The following is a 16698-nucleotide window of genomic DNA, read 5'->3' on the forward strand; positions in this document are numbered from 1 at the left end:
CATGTTTAAAAGATGGCTGCGAGCCGCAATTTTAATCGTCGGATGGATACTGATCACCGCCTGTGGAAGCGCACAATCACCACGCTACGTTTCGCCGGCGGACAGAGCGCCGCTAACGGCGGATAACGCGTGGCCCAAAAACAGCTTTCTGGTTATCGGCTACCACGACGTCGAGGATGGAGCCGCCGATCAGCGTTACCTCGCGGTACGCACCAGCGCCCTTAGCGATCAGATAGCCTGGCTGCGCGACAACGGTTATCACCCGGTCAGCGTGCAGCAAATTCTGGACGCCCACGACGGCAAAATCGTGCTGCCGGAAAAGGCGGTGCTGCTGACCTTCGATGACGGCTACAGCAGCTTCTACACCCGCGTCTGGCCGTTGCTGAAAGCCTATAACTGGCCGGCCCTGTGGGCACCGGTCGGCAGCTGGGTCGATGCGCCGGCCAACAAGCCCGTCGATTTTGGCGGCCTTATCACGGCGCGCAGCAAGTTCGCCACCTGGGATATGGTGCGCGAGATGGGAAAATCCCCGCTGGTTGAAATTGGGGCGCACACCTGGGCTTCGCATTACGGAGCGGTGGGCAACCCTCAGGGAAGCAAGCTGCCTGCCGTTGCCAACCGTGAATATGACGCGGTCACCGGCAAGTACGAAACGGACGAGCAGTTTTATCTGCGCGTGAATAAAGACGTCACGCTCATCACCAAAAAAATCACCGAGGTAACCGGCAAGCCGCCGCGCGCCTGGGTCTGGCCGTACGGCGCCGCGAGCGGAGTGACCCTGCAGCTTGCCAAAGAGCACGGCTACCGTATGGCGTTCACCCTTAACGAAGGGCTGGCTAACGCCGCCGATCTGGACGACGTCCCGCGCATCTTAATTTCCGACAACCCTACCCTTAAAGGCTTCGCAAGCCAGGTGGCGCAGGTTCGCGAGCCGCGGACGATGCGCGTGATGCATGTCGATCTGGACTATGTCTACGATACCGACCCGGCCCAGCAGCGGCGAAACATCGACAAGCTTATCCAGCGGGTTTACGACATGCGTATTTCGCACGTCTTCCTGCAGGCCTATGCCGATCCGAAAGGCGACGGCAATATCCGCGAGCTGTATTTCCCGAACCGCTGGCTGCCGATGCGCGCCGACTTATTTAACTTCGTCTCCTGGCAGCTGCAAAGCCGCGCCAACGTAGACGTTTTCGCCTGGATGCCGGTGCTGGCTTTCGATTTGGATAAGTCCGTACCGCGCGTCATGAAATGGGATCCGCAAACGGGCGGGAGTGCGGTAGACCCGCAGCAGTACGTACGCCTCTCCCCCTGGAGCAGCGAAGCGCGCCGGCGCATCACCGAGATTTATCAGGACCTGGCAAAACAGACCAGCTTCCGGGGAATTTTATTCCATGACGATGCCTTCCTGACGGATTTTGAAGATGCCTCGCCAGACGCGCTGGCGGCCTACCGCGCCGCCGGTTTCCCGGGCAGCCTCGCTCAGATCCGTCAGGATCCGCAAACCTTTGAGCGCTGGACGCGCTTTAAAAGCCGGGCGCTTATCGATTTTACCCTGCAGCTCACCCAGGCCGTACGGGCTATTCGCGGCCCGCAGGTGAAAACGGCGCGCAACATCTATGCGCTGCCGGTGATGGAGCCGAAAAGCGAGGCCTGGTTTGCGCAAAACCTCGGCGATTTCCTCGGCGCCTACGACTGGACGGCGCCGATGGCCATGCCGCTGATGGAGAAGGTGCCGGCCGACCGGGCCGATGCCTGGCTGGACAACATGGTGAATACCATTGCCCGGTATCCCGGCGCGCTGGATAAAACCGTGTTTGAACTGCAGGCGCGGGACTGGCGTAAAAACGAAAACAACGACGAAATCGACGGCAAACAGCTGGCCGGTTGGATGCGTCAGCTGAAGCTCAGCGGCGCCAATAACTACGGCTATTATCCCGACGATTTCATCAACGATAAACCTGAGATGTCAGAGATCCGCTCTACCTTCTCATCATACTGGTATCCGCAAAAATGACCGATCGCATCGTAGCTTTCCTCATCCTTTGCCTGATGTTCAGCCTGCCGTTAGGCATGGCCGCCATTTTTACCGGCGAAGTGATGCTGAATTTCGTCTTTTTCTGGCCGCTGTTTATGTCAGCGCTATGGATTAGCGGAGGACTTTATTTCTGGTTTTACCGGGAGCGCCACTGGCAATGGGGAGAGGGAACGCCGCCGCCGACGCTTGAGGGCAACCCGCTGGTTTCCATTCTTATCCCTTGTTACAACGAGGGGGTCAACGCAAGGGAAACCATTGAGGCCGCAAACGCGCAGCGCTATCAGAATATTGAAATTATCGCCATCAACGATGGGTCGAAGGATAACACCGGCGAGGTGCTCGACCAGCTGGCCAATGAATACCCGCGCCTGCGCGTGATTCATCTGGCGGAAAACCAGGGCAAAGCCGTGGCGCTCAAAACCGGCGCGGCGGCGGCCCGCAGTGATTTTCTGGTCTGCATCGACGGCGACGCGCTGCTTGAGCGCGATGCGGTGGCCTATATGGTGGCGCCGCTGCTGCAGTTCCCGCGGGTGGGCGCCGTTACCGGCAATCCGCGTATTCGTACCCGCTCGACGCTGATTGGGCGCGTACAGGTAGGCGAGTTCTCCTCCATTATCGGCTTGATTAAACGCACCCAGCGTATTTACGGTCAGGTGTTTGCCGTGTCCGGCGTCGTCGCCGCTTTTCGCCGCCGCGCGCTGTCCGAGGTGGGCTACTGGAGCCCGGATATGATCACCGAGGACATCGATGTCAGCTGGAAGCTGCAGCTGCGGCACTGGTCGGTATTCTTCGAACCACGCGCCCTGTGCTGGATCCTGATGCCGGAAACCTTAAAAGGCCTGTGGAAGCAGCGCCTGCGCTGGGCCCAGGGCGGGGCGGAAGTGTTTATCGTCAATATGCGCCGCCTGTGGTCCTGGGAGTATCGCCGCATGTGGCCGCTATTTTTTGAGTTCTGCCTGTCCACCGTCTGGGCCTTCGCCTATGCGGTGAGTATCCTGCTGTTTATCATCGGCTTTTTTGTGCCGATGCCGGACAGCCTCTACGTACAACATCTGTTCCCGCCGGCCTTTACCGGGCTGATGCTTGGCGTGGTATGTCTCCTGCAGTTCCTGGTCAGCTTGCTCATTGAACGGCGCTATGAAAAAGGGATTTCCGCCTCGCTGTTCTGGATAATCTGGTTTCCGGTGGTCTACTGGATGCTAAGCCTGTTCACAACCCTCGTGTCTTTCCCAAAAGTCATGCTCAAGCGTAAGCGCGGGCGGGCTCGTTGGGTCAGCCCCGATCGCGGTATTGGAAGGATTGAACCATGAACCAACCTCTGATATTTACCGAACTGCGTTTTTTCCCGCGGCTGATGGATATGATCCTCACGCTGGTGGCCTGGATTGGGTTTTCTTATCTGATCTATCACGGGCTGATAGTCGCGCTTGCGCATTCTCCCTTTATGGGATTGAGGCCCTTTTTTACCACCCTTAATACGGTGACCATCTATCTCCTTATCGCCCTGATAAACACCGTGGTGCTTATCGGCTGGGCGAAATACAACCAGCACCGCTTTCGCGTTGAACGGCGCAAGCGCAGGCCGGAGCTGGAAAAAAATGAGCTGGCGGCCAGCCTGCACATTAGCGAGCAGCTGGCCTTGCAGCTCAACCAGGCAAGGGTGCTGACGGTATTTCATCATGAAGACGGGGAGATAGACCGGGTCGCCGTTACCAAAGGCCACCTGGATAACCTGCTTCCGCCTCCGGCCGCGGTTGCTATGCTGCACGGGGAGCTGAATATGGCATCGGGCGTTGTCGTCTGAGACACTCAGGCCGGCAGGTCTGAGAATTAACCCGCCGTTATCCTTCAGATTTACTAATCTTTACAGGTAGGTCAATAAGATAATTTGCGCATAGCTGGCGCAGCCCATCTGGAAGAGCAAAGGAGACGGAAATGCAAACGCACCTTGCAACAGGGCGCCCGACACCGGTCGTGGCGCTTTATGAACTGCTAAATCCCATTCCTCTCGGTTTTTTTGTCGCCGCCTGGATTTTCGACATTGTGTATATGAAAACCTTTAGCCAGATGTGGACCGACGCGGCCAACTGGTTAATCGTCATTGGCCTGCTGATCGCCATTATTCCCCGCATTCTCAACCTGATATTTGTCTGGGCCGGGCCAAAACGCCCGCTGCATCCGGCGATAAAAACGCATTTCTGGCTGAGCCTGCTTGCCATCGTGCTGGCTATATTCAACGCCTTTATCCATAGCCGCGACGCCTATGCGGTGGTGCCGGCAGGGGTGATTCTTTCCACGCTGGTGGTGGTGATTATGCTGCTGGGTAACGTTCAGCTTGCCCTGCGCGAGCGCACGGTAATAAGGAGCAGCCTGCATGAAAATCCATAAGCGTGCGTTACTTGCCCTTCTTCTGGCCGCTTTACTAAGCAGCTGCGACGACGAAGCCCAGTTGGATCCGCAAAAGCAGGTGGGCGCCAACCCGGAACTCCCCAAAGCGCAAAACTTCCTTCTGCCGCCGATGAGCGTGCCGAAAGCGACGGCGTGGAAAAGCGGCGAAATGCCGAAGGTGGCCGCAGGGCTGAAGATTGAAAAAATCGCCGACGGGCTTAAGCATCCGCGCCAGGTTTACGTGCTGCCTAATAATGACATCCTGGTCGCGGAAGCAAACGGCCCGAAAAAATCGGCGCCGGCCCGGCCGAAAGAGATGATTATGGGCCTGGTGCAAAAGTCATCGGGTAAAGGCGGCGAGGGCGGCAACCGCATTACGCTGCTGCGTAACGTGAACGGTAAATGGGAAAAACACATCTTTATAGAACGCCTGAATTCGCCCTTCGGCATGCAGCTTACCGGCAATACCCTGTGGGTGGCCAACGCGGACAGCCTGGTGAAATACCCTTATCAGGAAGGCCAGACGGCAATCACCGCTCCAGGTGACGTTGTCACGGAATTGCCGGGCGGCCCCATTAATCACCACTGGACGAAATCCCTGCTGGCAAGCCCGGACGGCAGCAAGCTGTACGTCGGCGTCGGTTCCAACAGCAACATTACCGAGAACGGCATAGGGGCGGAAGACAGGCGCGCCGCCGTGCTGGAAGTGGACGCGGCCACCGGCTCCAGCCGGATCTACGCTAACGGATTGCGCAATCCTACCGGCCTGCAATGGGAACCCAAAAGCGGCAAACTGTGGGCTATCGTCAACGAACGGGATGAAATTGGCTCGGATCTTGTGCCGGACTACATGACGTCTGTACAGGACAAAGGATTTTACGGCTGGCCGTACAGTTACTTCGGCCAGCACGTTGACGAGCGCGTTAAGCCGCCGCGTCCGGATCTGGTCGCGAAAGCCATTAAGCCCGACTATGCGCTCAGCTCCCACGTGGCGCCGCTTGGTTTTCTGTTTTATACCGGCGACAACATGCCGCAGTATCGGGACGGCGCGTTTATCAGCGAACACGGCAGCTGGAACCGGAAGCCTCTGAACGGCTATCAGGTCACCTGGGTGAAGTTTGAAAACGGCCGGCCGGTTGGCTTACCGCAGCCCTTCGTTACCGGTTTTTTAACCGACGACAAGAAAGAGGTGCGTGGACTGCCGGTAGGGCTGGCGATGGATAAACAGGGCGCAGTGATTATCGCCGATGACGCCGGCGATGCCATCTGGCGCGTGAGCGCCGCGCAATAGCATCATGGACAGGGAAAAGGGCAGGAAACTGCCCTTTTTTGACGCTGCTGTGTGAATTCTGCAGTAGCGCTATGCTGCTGAATACTCAGAATTTACGTAGCGCTTCGTTTTTTGGTTTTTTTATATTAATTCAATGAATTACGCATACAATAACCTTCCTGCGTACTCAAATGTCATCCGTTGTATGATCGACGACAATTTCCAGCGTCTTGCGGATAATGTCGCTGGTGACGACATCATCAATAGATTCGAGCGCCTCTATTAACTTTAAGATAATGGCTTTATTCGTAAGATGCTCGCCGGAAGCCAGAATGCTGCGGATCACGGCTCCCAGTAAAGCGGACTCTTCTGCCAGCATATCGCCGGCGTTACGAAAGTATGCAGACAGTGCCGTGTCGGGCAGATATGCGTGAATATCTGTTTTTTGAAGCATCATCTGAGTCATTTAACTCTCACCGTTTCAGTTAGTAGTAAGTGGGGCAGTCAGTGCTTTTTGCCGGCGCCTGGCTGCTGATTATTAGCAAACAATGGATACACGTTGTCCTTGTTACCCGGACGCTTCTTGCGTTCACGCGTGGTGCGAATCATGGATGCCATATTGTTGTTACTGATATCAGCAATAACGTTGGCAATTGCCGCGCGTCGCGAAGGATCGGGTTCCGTAGCCTCCATGCTCTGCAGCCTCACGATGAGCGCCTGGGTGCTGACTGGCCCACGTTCGTGCAGCAAAGAAAGGGCGGGCCTCTCCGATAACAATATCTGTCAGGTATTCATCATCACTTCTGTTCATAACTGCGTCTCTAAGCGCCGCACCGTCCCGGAATGGAAAAGCGGCATAAAGTCAGTCCTCCGGTGAAGGAAGTCAGCTTAAGGTTGCCAGGCATTTACCGGCCTGAAATATTTCTCCCGCCAGAATTAACCCAGGTCATCTGTCCTTGTCGCCGTAATCTGTCCGATCTTAGCGTTCAAACAGCAGACCAATCAGCGTGTGGTAATGGTTTTCTTCCTGCTGGTCGGATGCCTGTTCGACGCGACGAAGCAGTTTGGTACAGATGGCCTTGCGGTTCAGGCTGCGGCCGTCGCTCAGGATCTCCACCACAATTTGTCCCAGGGTTTCCTGCTGGGAAGGCAGGGCGGCTTTATTGAAATAGCGGGTAATGGCATTCGCTGTATCCGGAAGGTAACCGTTCTGGTGCATATGTCACTCCTGTAAAGTCGTTGTAATCAGTAAAGTTGTGACTAAAGCTATACAAATATTAAAAACTTGTACATAAGAAGGTGTACAAATAGGCCATATACTTTGATCAAAAAGTGCTATTTGTTTTATATCAAAGGCTTATATTGTTCAAATGTAGAGGCTTTTTTTCGGAATCTTGTACAAGAACGGCGACAGGAAGTTTGATATGCAATCGTTTTGCCCGTGCGGCCGCAGGGTAAGGCGCTGCCTTGTAGAATATTTGTTAATTTCTGATGCGGTTTCACAGGACGTATAAACGTGCGTCTGCTAAGGTTGCCGCTGGACGCCCATTCTTCGGAAAAAACATGCTCACAACCATCATTTATCGCAGCCATATCTGCGACAACGTTCCGGTCAAATCGCTTGTAGAAATGGTCGCTACAGCAAATAAAACAAATGAGCAGGCTGATATAACAGGAATTTTACTGTTCAACGGCGCGCATTTCTTCCAGCTGCTCGAAGGGCCGGAAGAGAACGTTTTTAAAATTTACCGTCAGATTTGCAAAGATCCGCGCCACTATAACGTGGTCGAGCTGCTGTGCGACTACGCGCCGGCACGGCGATTTGGCAAGACGGGGATGGAACTCTTTGATTTAAGAGAGCATGACAGGGATGAAGTGCTGCAGGCGGTGCTTGATAAAGGCACCTCTAAGTATCAGCTAATCTATAACGATCGCGCGCTGCGTTTCTTCCGCACCTTCGTGGAATCGACGGAAAAAGAAAACTATTTTGAAATTCCGCCCGGCGACTCATGGGACTTTGTTGCCGACGACGGCGCAAAAAGCGCGCAAACCCTGATTGCCGATAACCAGGCGGACTGCAGCTTTGCCTTTCAGCCGATTATCGACCCGTTCGCCCAGCAAATTGTCTCCCTTGAGGCCTTGCTCCGTACGCCCGACGGCCAGTCGCCGCAGGCCTGTTTCGCGGGATTAACCGGCAACGAACTCTACGAGGCCGATCTCAGAAGCAAGAAGGTGGCGTTTGCTATGGCCGGCGCGTTAAAGCTCAGGGAACAAACGCTGTCGGTGAACCTGCTTCCGATGACGCTGGTTAAAGTTCCCGGCGCGGTGAGCTTCCTGCTGCAGGAAATAAAAGCCAACGGGCTGGTGCCGGAGCAGGTTATCGTTGAGTTCACCGAAAGCGAGGTTATCTCGCGCCTTGACGAGTTCACCGATGCGATAAGGCAGCTGAAAGCCGCAGGCTTAAGCGTGGCCATCGACCACTTCGGCGCGGGCTTCGCCGGGCTTTTGCTGCTGGCGCAGTTTCAGCCCGACAGAATCAAAATCAACCGTGACCTGATTCAGGACGTGCATAAAAGCGGCCCCCGCCAGGCTATTATTCAGGCGATCATTAAATGCTGCTCTTCCCTAGAAATAGCGGTTTCCGCCGTAGGGGTCGAGAAGGCGGAAGAGTGGATGTGGCTGGAGTCCGCGGGTATTTCGCAGTTTCAGGGCCACCTGTTCGCCAGCCCGTGTTTTAACGGCATCCCGCCGGTGACCTGGCCCGAAAAGAGAGCAGGGCACGATGCTTAGTTGTACAATATAAAATTATTTGTACAGCCTGTCAGGATTGTTTAGTTTGGACACGGACGTTTTAAGTGTGAGGGAATCAATGGCCTTTTACAGTATCGGCGAAGTCGCCGAACGATGCGCAATTAACCCCGTGACGCTGCGAGCCTGGCAGCGTCGTTACGGGCTGCTTAAGCCCCAGCGCAGTGAAGGCGGCCACCGCCAGTTTGATGAGGAAGACATTCAGCGCATCGAAGAGATTAAGCGCTGGATAAAAAGCGGGGTGCCGGTTAGCAAGGTCAAGGCGCTGCTGGAAGGCAGTAAGGTTACGGTGCATGACGACTGGACCTCGCTGCAGGAAGATATGATGGCCGTGCTGCGCTTTGTCCATCCCGCTAAGCTGCGCGAAAAAATTACCGCAATAGGGCTGGAATGCCCCGTTGACGCGCTAATCGATCATATTTTTATTCCCGTTCGTCAGCGGCTAAGCCGCGATCAAAACACCGCCCGCGCCATGTGCAGCATGCTCGATGGCGTGCTGATCGATTATGCCGTTCTGAGCATTGCCGATTCACGTAATAAAGAAGGCAAAGACGCGCTGCTCATCGGCTGGGACAGCGATGACCGCACGCGCCTGTGGCTCGAAGCCTGGCGTCTTTCCCGGCGCGGCTGGCGCATCGATGTGCTGGCGGAGCCGCTTGACTCGCCGCGTCCCGAACTCTTTCCCGGCCAGCAAATCTTTGTGTGGACGGGTAAAGGGCTATCGCGGCGCCAGCAGGAACAGCTGGAGCACTGGCAGGAACAGGGATTTGCTATCACTTTCCATCAGGCTTAGTCGTTACGGCAAACGATGGGCATGCGGACTTGTTCAGTTTCCCCATCGGCTTTTGAGATAGCCCACGGCTTCCCGGGTCTGCGGCTGATTGAGATAGTTCTCTCTGAACAGAATGGTGCCTTTGATTTGCGGCAGCGACTCGTTCAAATCCAGCTGTTTTTTTAGCTCCGGCACGCCGCCGTTTATCATCCAGTCCGGCTCGTTCTTCGATGGCATCCCCACTTTATACAGCGCAACGCCGATATAAAGGCGCGTGTTTGTCGGCTTCACCACCTCCGCCCACCATTTTGCGAGCACGTCATAGCGGGCCGCGTCGCGCGCGAAGGGCCAGTACAGCTGCGGGGCGATATAATCCAGCAAACCCTGCTGTACCCAGCGGCGGGTATCGGCATAGGATTCATCATATGCCGCAGCGCCTCGGGTATCGGAACCTGCCGCATCGTGCGAGCGGTTGCGCCATACGCCAGCAGGGCTGACGCCAAACTCCACGCCGGGTTTCAGCTGCCTGATAGTGCGGGAAACTTGCTCAATTAATTGCTGGGTATTGTGCCGGCGCCAGTCCGCTTTTGCGCTAAAGCCTGCGCCATAGGTTCTGAACGTTTGGGCGTCATTAATCGCCGAGCCGGGTGATTCGGTATAGAAGTAGTCATCAAACTGTACGCCGTCAACGGGATAGCGCGTAACCACTTCGGCCACGATGCTGGTTATCCAGTCTCGCACCTCAGGAATACCCGGGTCGAGCACGAAGCGCTCGCCGGACGTGCGTATCCAGTCGCGGTGCAGCACGAACACGCTGGGCGGCTGTAGCGTCAGGGTACGATTAAGTTCCGCAACGGTGGCAGGCCTGGTGTTAACGGAGACGCGATAGGGATTGAACCAGGCGTGGACTTTTATGCCGCGTTTATGGGCCTCGTCGAGCATAAACTGCAGCGGATCGTAACCTGGATCTTCGCCAATATGGCCGGTCAGCATATCTGACCACGGCAAAATTTTGGACGGCCACATAGCGGTGCCATCGGGCTTAACCTGGAAGAACACGGTATTGATGCCGAGGCTTTTCAAATTATCTAATTTATCTGTCAGCGCTTTTTGCTGCTGGCCAATGCGGCTGGCGGCGCCGTCGCCGTTAACTGACGCTACGGGCGGCCAGTCAAGGCGGGAAACCGTCGTCAGCCAGACGCCGCGCAGCTCTTCCTGATCCCGGGCCGCTTTACCCGGCGCAGGCTTAACGCCATGAGGAAGCGGAGTAACAAGCGACTGCGGCGGCGCAGAGGCGCAGCTGGCAAGTAAAAGCGCAGCGGCAAGAAGGGCGCCCGACTGCTTCACTTTGGCGATGCGCGAAAAGCGACAAGAACAGCTGATGATAGACTCCGTTTTTTCTGACCGACGCACTGAAAGAATCATTCTCTTATTATTCGCATTTTAGTCAATAAGCCAGGCGGGCAGGCTCGTGGATAAATGCGGGCGCCAGTATTTATATCCCCGGATATGCTTGATGGTTACGCTGAATCCGGAGCAGCAGTGCGGGCTCATTTACTGCCTTTCTATTTCGCTATTTTCTTAACCAGAATATCCCCAATATTGGACTGCAGCCAATCCACCAGCTCTTTAATTTTACTCGCGGCCTCTTCGCCAAGCGGCGTGAGGGTATATTCAACGTGGGGCGGGACGGTGTTGAAGGATTTCCGCACCAACATTTTGTTTTCTTCAAGCTGCTGTAGCGTTTGGGTCAGCATTCGTTCGCTGACACCCTGCACCTCCCGGCGAAGCTCGCCAAAGCGTTTGGTGCCATTTTTCAGTACTAACATCACCAGCAATCCCCATTTGCCCATTATCTGGTGCAAAATTTCGCGGGAAGGGCATTGTGAAAGCAACACATTGCCCACCATTCTGCCGTCTACGAAAAATTCTTCAGGGATCGTCTCGCGCAGCGCGGTTTGATTCAACTGATCGTGCATTTTCAACCCTTATTAAAAATAATCACTTACTAAAAAGAAGTTTAGTGAGTTCAGGGCCCGCCTACAACTAAAAACACAAAAACCCGTCAGAACGGTCTGTTTCTAAGACCAGATAACCGATTTCTATAAAACCCATAAAATTTATTTCATTGAAAATCAATCTGTTATGTGGAAATTGCAAATTACTCTCATGCTTACACTTTTGTATGTACTTCCTAAAAGTAAGTCTTGACCTATAATTAATCGCATCGCCGCCGAACGCTTCGGCAATCATTGAGTTTCAATTTATTTTTCAAAGGAAAACGTGATGAAAACTATCGCAGTCACAGGTGCAACAGGTCAATTCGGTGCAATCGCGCTGGCAAAATTGCAGGAAAAAGGGGCAAACGTAATCGCCCTTGTACGTAATCCGGCAAAAATTTCAGGGGCGGAAGCTCGGGCATTTGATTATTCAAAAGTGGAAGGGCAAGTGGAAGCGCTGCAAGGCGTAAATACGCTTCTTCTGGTATCAAGTAGTGAAGTGGGCCAGCGTGAAGTACAACATAAAAACGTGATCGAGTCGGCGAAAAAAGCCGGGGTGAAGCATATTATCTACACCAGCTTACTCGGTGCAACCAGTGGAAATACCGTTGGTTTACTGGCAGGTGAACACATTGCTACCGAACAGGCATTAAAAGCATCAGGACTCACTTATACGATTTTGCGTAACGGCTGGTACACCGAAAACTATACCGTTTCTGTGCAACCGGCATTAGCGTTAAATGCATTTTACGGCTCGGCAAAAGACGGGAAAATTTCCTCCGCATTACGTGCCGATTATGCGGAAGCCGCAGCAAATGTTGCATTCGGCGAAGGGCATGATAACCAAACTTACGAACTGGCCGGAGACAACGCCTACACCCTTACGGAATTAGCAGCAGAAATCAGCAAACAAACGGGTAGAGAGATCCCATATGTGGATATTCCCGCCGCAGATTACGAAAGCGCGCTGTTAAAAGCAGGTTTGCCAGAAGGCCTGGCGCACTTACTTGCTCAGGCAGATGTGGATGCCTCAAAAGGGGGCTTATTCTCAACCGACAGAACGCTTTCCCGTCTGCTCGGTCGCCCAACGCAGGATTTAGCTACTGCGGTTAAAGCAGCACTTTAATGCCATTTTGGGGCGTGTTCTGCACGCCTTTTTTATTTCTTAGCAGGCTTGTGCTGATTCTAAATTGAGAAACAATACAATGAAAAAATTCGCGACCTTTTTTACCTTTGGAATATTAGCGCTTGGGGGCGTGAATGTTATGGCTAGTGAACCGTCTGCTAACATGGATTCATTGCGTGAAATAATGAGCAAAATGCCACCGGTGAATACGCATGGCGTCACTCAAAAATGGCTTGATGTGCCTTATGCCAACCAGTCGAACGCACAAAAATTAGATATCTACCTGCCCAACAAAGGCAAAGCGCCATATCCGGTGATCGTCGCCATTCACGGCGGCGGTTTTATTTCAGGCGATAAACGCACTAGCGAAGTAGACGCCCCAATGACAGGGCTAAAGCGGGGCTATGCCGTAGTGTCGATCAACTACCGGCTGGCGGGCGAGGCGGCTTTCCCCGCGGCAGTGTACGATGTGAAAGCTGCGGTGCGTTTTGTCAAAGCGAACGCGGAAAAATATGGCTTAGATGCTAACCAGGTGGTGGCGTGGGGGGATTCAGCAGGGGCCAATTTAGCCTCAATGCTTGGCACAACGACAGGCAATCCTGCGCTGGAAGATTTAACCCAGGGCAATGCAGAGCAAAGTAGCCGCGTGAATGCAGTCGTCAGCTTCTTTGGCCCGACCGACTTTAGTGCGATGGATGCTCAATTCAAAGCCAGCGGTAAAAAGTCATTGCAAATTCACAATGCCGCGGACTCGGGGGAATCACAATATATGGGTGTGCAAATCAGTAAAATTCCCCATTTAGTAAAATTTGCTAATCCGCAGAGCTATATTTCCAAGGATACCGTTCCATTTTTTCTGATGAATGGTACGGAAGATCCCATCGTGCCAACCCAACAAAGCGAAAATTTTGCCGCAGCGTTACAAGCTATGATTGGTGAAGATAATGTTGCCTACGTTCAGCTTCAGGGCGCAGGACACGGCACAGCCGAATTTGAGGCGAAAGAGAATTTAGATAAAGTTTTCCAGTTTCTTGAGAAAAAGCTGAAGCGTTAAATCGATTATCTCCCGTATCCCCGAATACGGGAGAGGTTCAGAGTCTTAACCTGTGGCGAGGTTGATGGAAACTCAGAACGCATTGATACTTTTCATTGTTACAGAGGAGAAGGCTATAAGCGAGGGTTGGCTTTATGAAGCTACTTATCAGGATATGCTATTTAACATAATATACATTATGCGCACCAAGGTCATCATATCTGGCTGCGCTAAGGATTTGCCCACGTTGGTTGTGCTCATACAGCAATCCTCATGTCGGCTCGCATAACGATGATTTTCACTTTGGATGCAGCCTCCTGCGCCTTTCAACGATCGTCGCTCAATCAAATTGGCTTCGGCAGACTAAGCTGCATTGCACAGCGTGTTTCAGCCAGGAAGCCATGTTCTATTTCATGGAGCAGAATTTCTTTTAGCTGCGCAGACAGTTCATCTTTGTCTAGCACCTTAAATCCATTTCGTTCATAAAATCCCTGGTTCCAGGCTACATCCCGGAATGTAGTCAGCGTTATGGCTTGCCTGTGTTCCTGTTTTGCATCTTCAATCGCCCGGGAAAGCAATTGTGTACCGACTCCCTGACCCTGACAGCCTTGCTCAACAGCCAGCCCGAGGATGTGCATCTCGCCATCTTTACATTCTGCGCTAAGAAATCCGACGGGCGTATCATCCTGATCAACCGCGACGATGGAAAATCCCTCAGCAATCAATCTCCGGTGAGTTTCAACCGGCATTACCCCGTCGTTAGCCACCCAGGCCAGCGTCGGTAAGCTTAAAAAGGCGCGATCCGCCGAGCGTTCAATTGCAGCTAAACGCTCAATGTCTTTTTCATTAGTTTTTCGTATTTTCACGACTGCTGGTTCTTTTTGCCCTGCCAGTTTGCCCATGGGTTATCGGCTGGCGGCTCTTTTGGCGCGGATTTGTCTGACAGAGAATCAATATAAAGTTCTTCCACTTCCTTGCGCGCCCAGGGCGTGCGGCGCAGGAATTTCAGGCTGGATTTGATGCTCGGATCGCTTTTAAAACAGTTAATGTTGATACGCTTCGCCAGTTCTGCCCACCCGTATTTAGCCACCAGATCGGTCAGCAATGCTTCAAGAGTAACGCCGTGCAGCGGATCTTTTGAGGAATGTGTGGTCATGTTTTTTCCTGCGATACTTGAGAAATTGCGCACACCTTACTGACTCTAAAAGCCTTGTGCAATAAGCGGATTAGTCATCCAGTACGCAAACCATCTCCATACAGCGCAGGCTGGTTCCAGCCAAAGATGACGGATAAAGCGCCTCCTGAATAAGGGTAAAGCCGTTTCTTTCATAAAACGTGTAGGCGTTCGGCGTTGATGAAAGGGTTAGCTGGGTGAACCCTCGTTTTATCGCCTCTTCTTTTATCGCCTGCAAAATCCTGCTGGCCATCCCCTGCCCTAAAAATGCCGGCAGCGTGAAGACGGCCTCTACCGAACCGGAGGCCAGATCCAGAAAGCCGGTAGCAGCGGGCCTGTGGTTTGTGGGAGCGTCTACGACGAAGAAAGGATTATTCGCCACGGCGCGGGGAAAAGTTGCGGGCATTGCTTCAGGCGTCCAGGCCGCGATCGTCTCTGCCGTATAGCTTTCGCGACAGCCGTATCTTATCGCCTGGTTGCGGATATTCCACAGCGCGTGCGCCTCATGGGGTGATGCCAGCCTGACTTTCATGCTCTGCCTCCAGGGGAATAGTCCACCTCCTTAAACTGAGCGAAATTAAACTATTCTGCAACTCCCACGGCGCATTATTGACTGCTTAGCCAAACGGTAATGGTTCTTGCAACCCCGCGCTCGATGAACGATGAAGGCATGCTGAATATTCTGAACAAAACCAGGATAAAACCCCGGGCAAATTTCCTAAAAACCATTCAACCTGAATTTGTGGTTCCAATTATCCCGATGATGTAAGGACAATAGACGCAGAAATGAAATAAGGTTGAGGAGCTTAGGTAAATGAGTAAATATTTTTCACAGTCCATCTTTGGCATAGTTTTATCCTTTTCGACTATGAATTGCCATGGCCAATTAAATTCATCGACCATTATCAAAAACAAGGATGTGGATGCCTGCGCAGAAAAAAATGGTGATATTAATAGTGAATGCCTGAGCTCGTTAAGTAAGCGAACAGAAAAAGAATTGAATGACATCTATCAGGATAAATTAAAAGAAATTTCAAATTACGATTACAGCCAATGGTGGATGGGGGAACAAGAGCAACGTGAAGAGATGAAGAAATCTTTTATCCATAGTCAGGCGTTATGGCTTAAGTATCGTCAGGACTATTGTAAGGCAGCCAGCACAGGGGCTGAAGGAATTAATGGTTATGGATTAATAGCATTAAGCTGCCAGATCAACATGGGAAAAAGGCGCATAGAGGAAATCAGGATGGTGCATCCCGCTCTTTCAGATGGCTGAAGGTCTGCCTCCAGGGGAATAGTCCACCTCCTTAAACTGAGCGAAATCAAACTATTCTGCAACTTTTGCGGCGCAATATTGATTGCTTAGCCAAACAGGCATAGGGTAATGGCAATTAAAAAACGATCGGTCTAAATTCTGATGACAGACGCTGCAGTGATGAAACCCCGTCGGGGACGGCCCCCAAGAAGAGACAGAGAGTTTACGGATACCCGTGAAGCGCTGATCCGCGCCGGCGTGGCGATGGTCACCGAAAGCGGCTTTCTCTCTACAGGCATTGATAGCGTCGTCAAAACTGTCGGCGTGCCGAAAGGCTCCTTCTACCACTACTTCACCAACAAAGAAGCCTTTGGCCTGGCCGTGCTTGCGGCCTATCAGGTCTACTTTGCGCAAAAGCTCGATAAGCATCTGCTAAACGATAACCTGTCTCCCCTTGCCCGCATTGATGACTTCGTGCGTTCCGCGGGCGCTGGCATGGCGCGTTTTAACTTCACGCGCGGATGCCTGGTCGGCAATTTATTGCAGGAATCGCCGCTGCTGCCGGACACCTTTGCCGAAGTGCTCAGGTCTGTCCTTTATGACTGGCAAACGCGCATTGCCCGCTGCCTGCAGGAAGCCATCAGCTGCGGCGAGATCGCGGACACGCGGCCTGCCCCTGAACTGGCCATCACTTTCTGGACGGGCTGGGAAGGCGCGGTCATGCGCGCAAAGCTCTATTGCAGCACGGAACCGCTGGATGATTTCTGGGCGTTTTTCAAACGCGCCCTGCAAGCCAATATCTGCTAACGCCATTTAATGATTAACGAGGATAAA

Annotated in this window: 19 protein-coding genes; 11 read left to right on the forward strand and 8 right to left on the reverse strand. The window is 53.1% G+C overall.

Annotated features, from left to right (window positions below):
* Position 1: 1 nt before the first annotated feature.
* The 5 genes from pgaB (at position 2) to WLO32_RS10170 (ending at position 5717) form a co-directional block, all read left to right on the forward strand.
* Entirely contained in the window at positions 2-2017 is a 2016-nt protein-coding gene (gene pgaB, locus WLO32_RS10150) for a poly-beta-1,6-N-acetyl-D-glucosamine N-deacetylase PgaB (protein WP_435948182.1), read from the forward strand.
* Entirely contained in the window at positions 2014-3348 is a 1335-nt protein-coding gene (gene pgaC / locus WLO32_RS10155; protein WP_435948183.1) for a poly-beta-1,6-N-acetyl-D-glucosamine synthase, read from the forward strand. Before pgaB ends, pgaC begins: the two co-directional genes overlap by 4 nt.
* The gene (gene pgaD / locus WLO32_RS10160) at positions 3345-3842 is read left to right on the forward strand and encodes a poly-beta-1,6-N-acetyl-D-glucosamine biosynthesis protein PgaD (RefSeq protein WP_435948184.1); all 498 of its coding nucleotides are present in this window, start codon (positions 3345-3347) and stop codon (positions 3840-3842) included. The genes pgaC and pgaD overlap by 4 nt, the downstream gene beginning before the upstream one ends.
* Positions 3843-3973: 131 nt before the next feature.
* Positions 3974-4426 (forward strand): DUF2231 domain-containing protein, encoded by a 453-nt coding sequence (locus tag WLO32_RS10165; RefSeq protein ID WP_435948185.1) that lies wholly within the window; start codon positions 3974-3976, stop codon positions 4424-4426.
* Entirely contained in the window at positions 4413-5717 is a 1305-nt protein-coding gene (locus WLO32_RS10170; RefSeq protein WP_435948186.1) for a PQQ-dependent sugar dehydrogenase, read from the forward strand. The genes WLO32_RS10165 and WLO32_RS10170 overlap by 14 nt, the downstream gene beginning before the upstream one ends.
* Positions 5718-5883: 166 nt before the next feature.
* On the opposite strand, the gene WLO32_RS10175 is transcribed toward WLO32_RS10170, so the two are convergent.
* The 3 genes from WLO32_RS10175 to ycgZ all read right to left on the reverse strand — a co-directional run bounded on the left by WLO32_RS10175 (position 5884) and on the right by ycgZ (position 6915).
* A complete protein-coding gene (locus WLO32_RS10175) occupies positions 5884-6150 on the reverse strand; it encodes a biofilm development regulator YmgB/AriR family protein (protein ID WP_435948280.1) in 267 nt (88 codons plus the stop codon).
* Positions 6151-6200: 50 nt separating this feature from the next.
* Positions 6201-6404: a hypothetical protein gene (locus WLO32_RS10180; protein ID WP_435948187.1), complete on the reverse strand. Its 204-nt coding sequence runs from the start codon at positions 6402-6404 to the stop codon at positions 6201-6203.
* A 271-nt stretch (positions 6405-6675) separates the two neighbouring features.
* The gene (gene ycgZ, locus WLO32_RS10185; RefSeq protein ID WP_435948188.1) at positions 6676-6915 is read right to left on the reverse strand and encodes a regulatory protein YcgZ; all 240 of its coding nucleotides are present in this window, start codon (positions 6913-6915) and stop codon (positions 6676-6678) included.
* Between the two features lie 344 nt (positions 6916-7259).
* On the opposite strand from ycgZ, the gene WLO32_RS10190 reads away from it, so the two are divergent.
* On the forward strand, positions 7260-8486 hold the full coding sequence (locus WLO32_RS10190; protein ID WP_435948189.1) for a diguanylate phosphodiesterase: 1227 nt from the start codon (positions 7260-7262) through the stop codon (positions 8484-8486).
* A gap of 79 nt (positions 8487-8565) precedes the next feature.
* Positions 8566-9297 (forward strand): MerR family transcriptional regulator, encoded by a 732-nt coding sequence (locus tag WLO32_RS10195; protein ID WP_435948190.1) that lies wholly within the window; start codon positions 8566-8568, stop codon positions 9295-9297.
* Positions 9298-9330: 33 nt separating this feature from the next.
* Here WLO32_RS10195 and WLO32_RS10200 read toward each other — a convergent pair whose 3' ends face one another.
* The gene (locus tag WLO32_RS10200; protein ID WP_435948281.1) at positions 9331-10632 is read right to left on the reverse strand and encodes a glycoside hydrolase family 10 protein; all 1302 of its coding nucleotides are present in this window, start codon (positions 10630-10632) and stop codon (positions 9331-9333) included.
* Between the two features lie 209 nt (positions 10633-10841).
* The gene (locus WLO32_RS10205; RefSeq protein ID WP_435948191.1) at positions 10842-11255 is read right to left on the reverse strand and encodes a winged helix-turn-helix transcriptional regulator; all 414 of its coding nucleotides are present in this window, start codon (positions 11253-11255) and stop codon (positions 10842-10844) included.
* Between the two features lie 307 nt (positions 11256-11562).
* Between WLO32_RS10205 and WLO32_RS10210 the strand changes: the two genes are divergently transcribed.
* Both WLO32_RS10210 and WLO32_RS10215 read left to right on the forward strand, forming a co-directional pair.
* Complete coding sequence (locus tag WLO32_RS10210; RefSeq protein ID WP_435948192.1) at positions 11563-12402, forward strand: SDR family oxidoreductase; 840 nt, start codon at positions 11563-11565, stop codon at positions 12400-12402.
* Between the two features lie 79 nt (positions 12403-12481).
* Positions 12482-13456, forward strand: coding sequence for an alpha/beta hydrolase fold domain-containing protein (locus tag WLO32_RS10215; protein ID WP_435948193.1), 975 nt, complete (start codon positions 12482-12484; stop codon positions 13454-13456).
* Positions 13457-13779: 323 nt separating this feature from the next.
* Here the strand turns inward: WLO32_RS10215 and WLO32_RS10220 are convergent, their stop codons facing one another.
* From WLO32_RS10220 to WLO32_RS10230, 3 genes are all read right to left on the reverse strand, one after another.
* On the reverse strand, positions 13780-14337 hold the full coding sequence (locus WLO32_RS10220; RefSeq protein WP_435948194.1) for a GNAT family N-acetyltransferase: 558 nt from the start codon (positions 14335-14337) through the stop codon (positions 13780-13782).
* Positions 14298-14591: a VF530 family DNA-binding protein gene (locus WLO32_RS10225; protein ID WP_435948195.1), complete on the reverse strand. Its 294-nt coding sequence runs from the start codon at positions 14589-14591 to the stop codon at positions 14298-14300. The genes WLO32_RS10220 and WLO32_RS10225 overlap by 40 nt, the downstream gene beginning before the upstream one ends.
* A gap of 70 nt (positions 14592-14661) precedes the next feature.
* Positions 14662-15141 (reverse strand): GNAT family N-acetyltransferase, encoded by a 480-nt coding sequence (locus tag WLO32_RS10230; RefSeq protein ID WP_435948196.1) that lies wholly within the window; start codon positions 15139-15141, stop codon positions 14662-14664.
* Between the two features lie 282 nt (positions 15142-15423).
* Here WLO32_RS10230 and WLO32_RS10235 point away from each other — a divergent pair, with 282 nt between their 5' ends.
* Both WLO32_RS10235 and acuR read left to right on the forward strand, forming a co-directional pair.
* A complete protein-coding gene (locus WLO32_RS10235; RefSeq protein ID WP_435948197.1) occupies positions 15424-15885 on the forward strand; it encodes a lysozyme inhibitor LprI family protein in 462 nt (153 codons plus the stop codon).
* 159 nt (positions 15886-16044) lie between these two features.
* A complete protein-coding gene (acuR, locus tag WLO32_RS10240) occupies positions 16045-16671 on the forward strand; it encodes an acrylate utilization transcriptional regulator AcuR (RefSeq protein WP_435948198.1) in 627 nt (208 codons plus the stop codon).
* Positions 16672-16698: the final 27 nt, after the last annotated feature.

It is taken from the genome of Dryocola mayonis (genome assembly GCF_051307045.1).
Lineage (GTDB): Bacteria > Pseudomonadota > Gammaproteobacteria > Enterobacterales > Enterobacteriaceae > Dryocola.

Bases quoted from the DNA above. Each gene is read 5' to 3' on its own strand.
- pgaB (WP_435948182.1), top strand. From the start codon at position 2: ATGTTTAAAAGATGGCTGCGAGCCGCAATTTTAATCGTCGGATGGATA.
- pgaC (WP_435948183.1), top strand. From the start codon at position 2,014: ATGACCGATCGCATCGTAGCTTTCCTCATCCTTTGCCTGATGTTCAGC.
- pgaD (WP_435948184.1), top strand. From the start codon at position 3,345: ATGAACCAACCTCTGATATTTACCGAACTGCGTTTTTTCCCGCGGCTG.
- WLO32_RS10165 (WP_435948185.1), top strand. From the start codon at position 3,974: ATGCAAACGCACCTTGCAACAGGGCGCCCGACACCGGTCGTGGCGCTT.
- WLO32_RS10170 (WP_435948186.1), top strand. From the start codon at position 4,413: ATGAAAATCCATAAGCGTGCGTTACTTGCCCTTCTTCTGGCCGCTTTA.
- WLO32_RS10175 (WP_435948280.1), bottom strand. From the start codon at position 6,150: ATGCTTCAAAAAACAGATATTCACGCATATCTGCCCGACACGGCACTG.
- ycgZ (WP_435948188.1), bottom strand. From the start codon at position 6,915: ATGCACCAGAACGGTTACCTTCCGGATACAGCGAATGCCATTACCCGC.
- WLO32_RS10190 (WP_435948189.1), top strand. From the start codon at position 7,260: ATGCTCACAACCATCATTTATCGCAGCCATATCTGCGACAACGTTCCG.
- WLO32_RS10195 (WP_435948190.1), top strand. From the start codon at position 8,566: ATGGCCTTTTACAGTATCGGCGAAGTCGCCGAACGATGCGCAATTAAC.
- WLO32_RS10205 (WP_435948191.1), bottom strand. From the start codon at position 11,255: ATGCACGATCAGTTGAATCAAACCGCGCTGCGCGAGACGATCCCTGAA.
- WLO32_RS10210 (WP_435948192.1), top strand. From the start codon at position 11,563: ATGAAAACTATCGCAGTCACAGGTGCAACAGGTCAATTCGGTGCAATC.
- WLO32_RS10215 (WP_435948193.1), top strand. From the start codon at position 12,482: ATGAAAAAATTCGCGACCTTTTTTACCTTTGGAATATTAGCGCTTGGG.
- WLO32_RS10220 (WP_435948194.1), bottom strand. From the start codon at position 14,337: ATGGGCAAACTGGCAGGGCAAAAAGAACCAGCAGTCGTGAAAATACGA.
- WLO32_RS10225 (WP_435948195.1), bottom strand. From the start codon at position 14,591: ATGACCACACATTCCTCAAAAGATCCGCTGCACGGCGTTACTCTTGAA.
- WLO32_RS10230 (WP_435948196.1), bottom strand. From the start codon at position 15,141: ATGAAAGTCAGGCTGGCATCACCCCATGAGGCGCACGCGCTGTGGAAT.
- WLO32_RS10235 (WP_435948197.1), top strand. From the start codon at position 15,424: ATGAGTAAATATTTTTCACAGTCCATCTTTGGCATAGTTTTATCCTTT.
- acuR (WP_435948198.1), top strand. From the start codon at position 16,045: ATGAAACCCCGTCGGGGACGGCCCCCAAGAAGAGACAGAGAGTTTACG.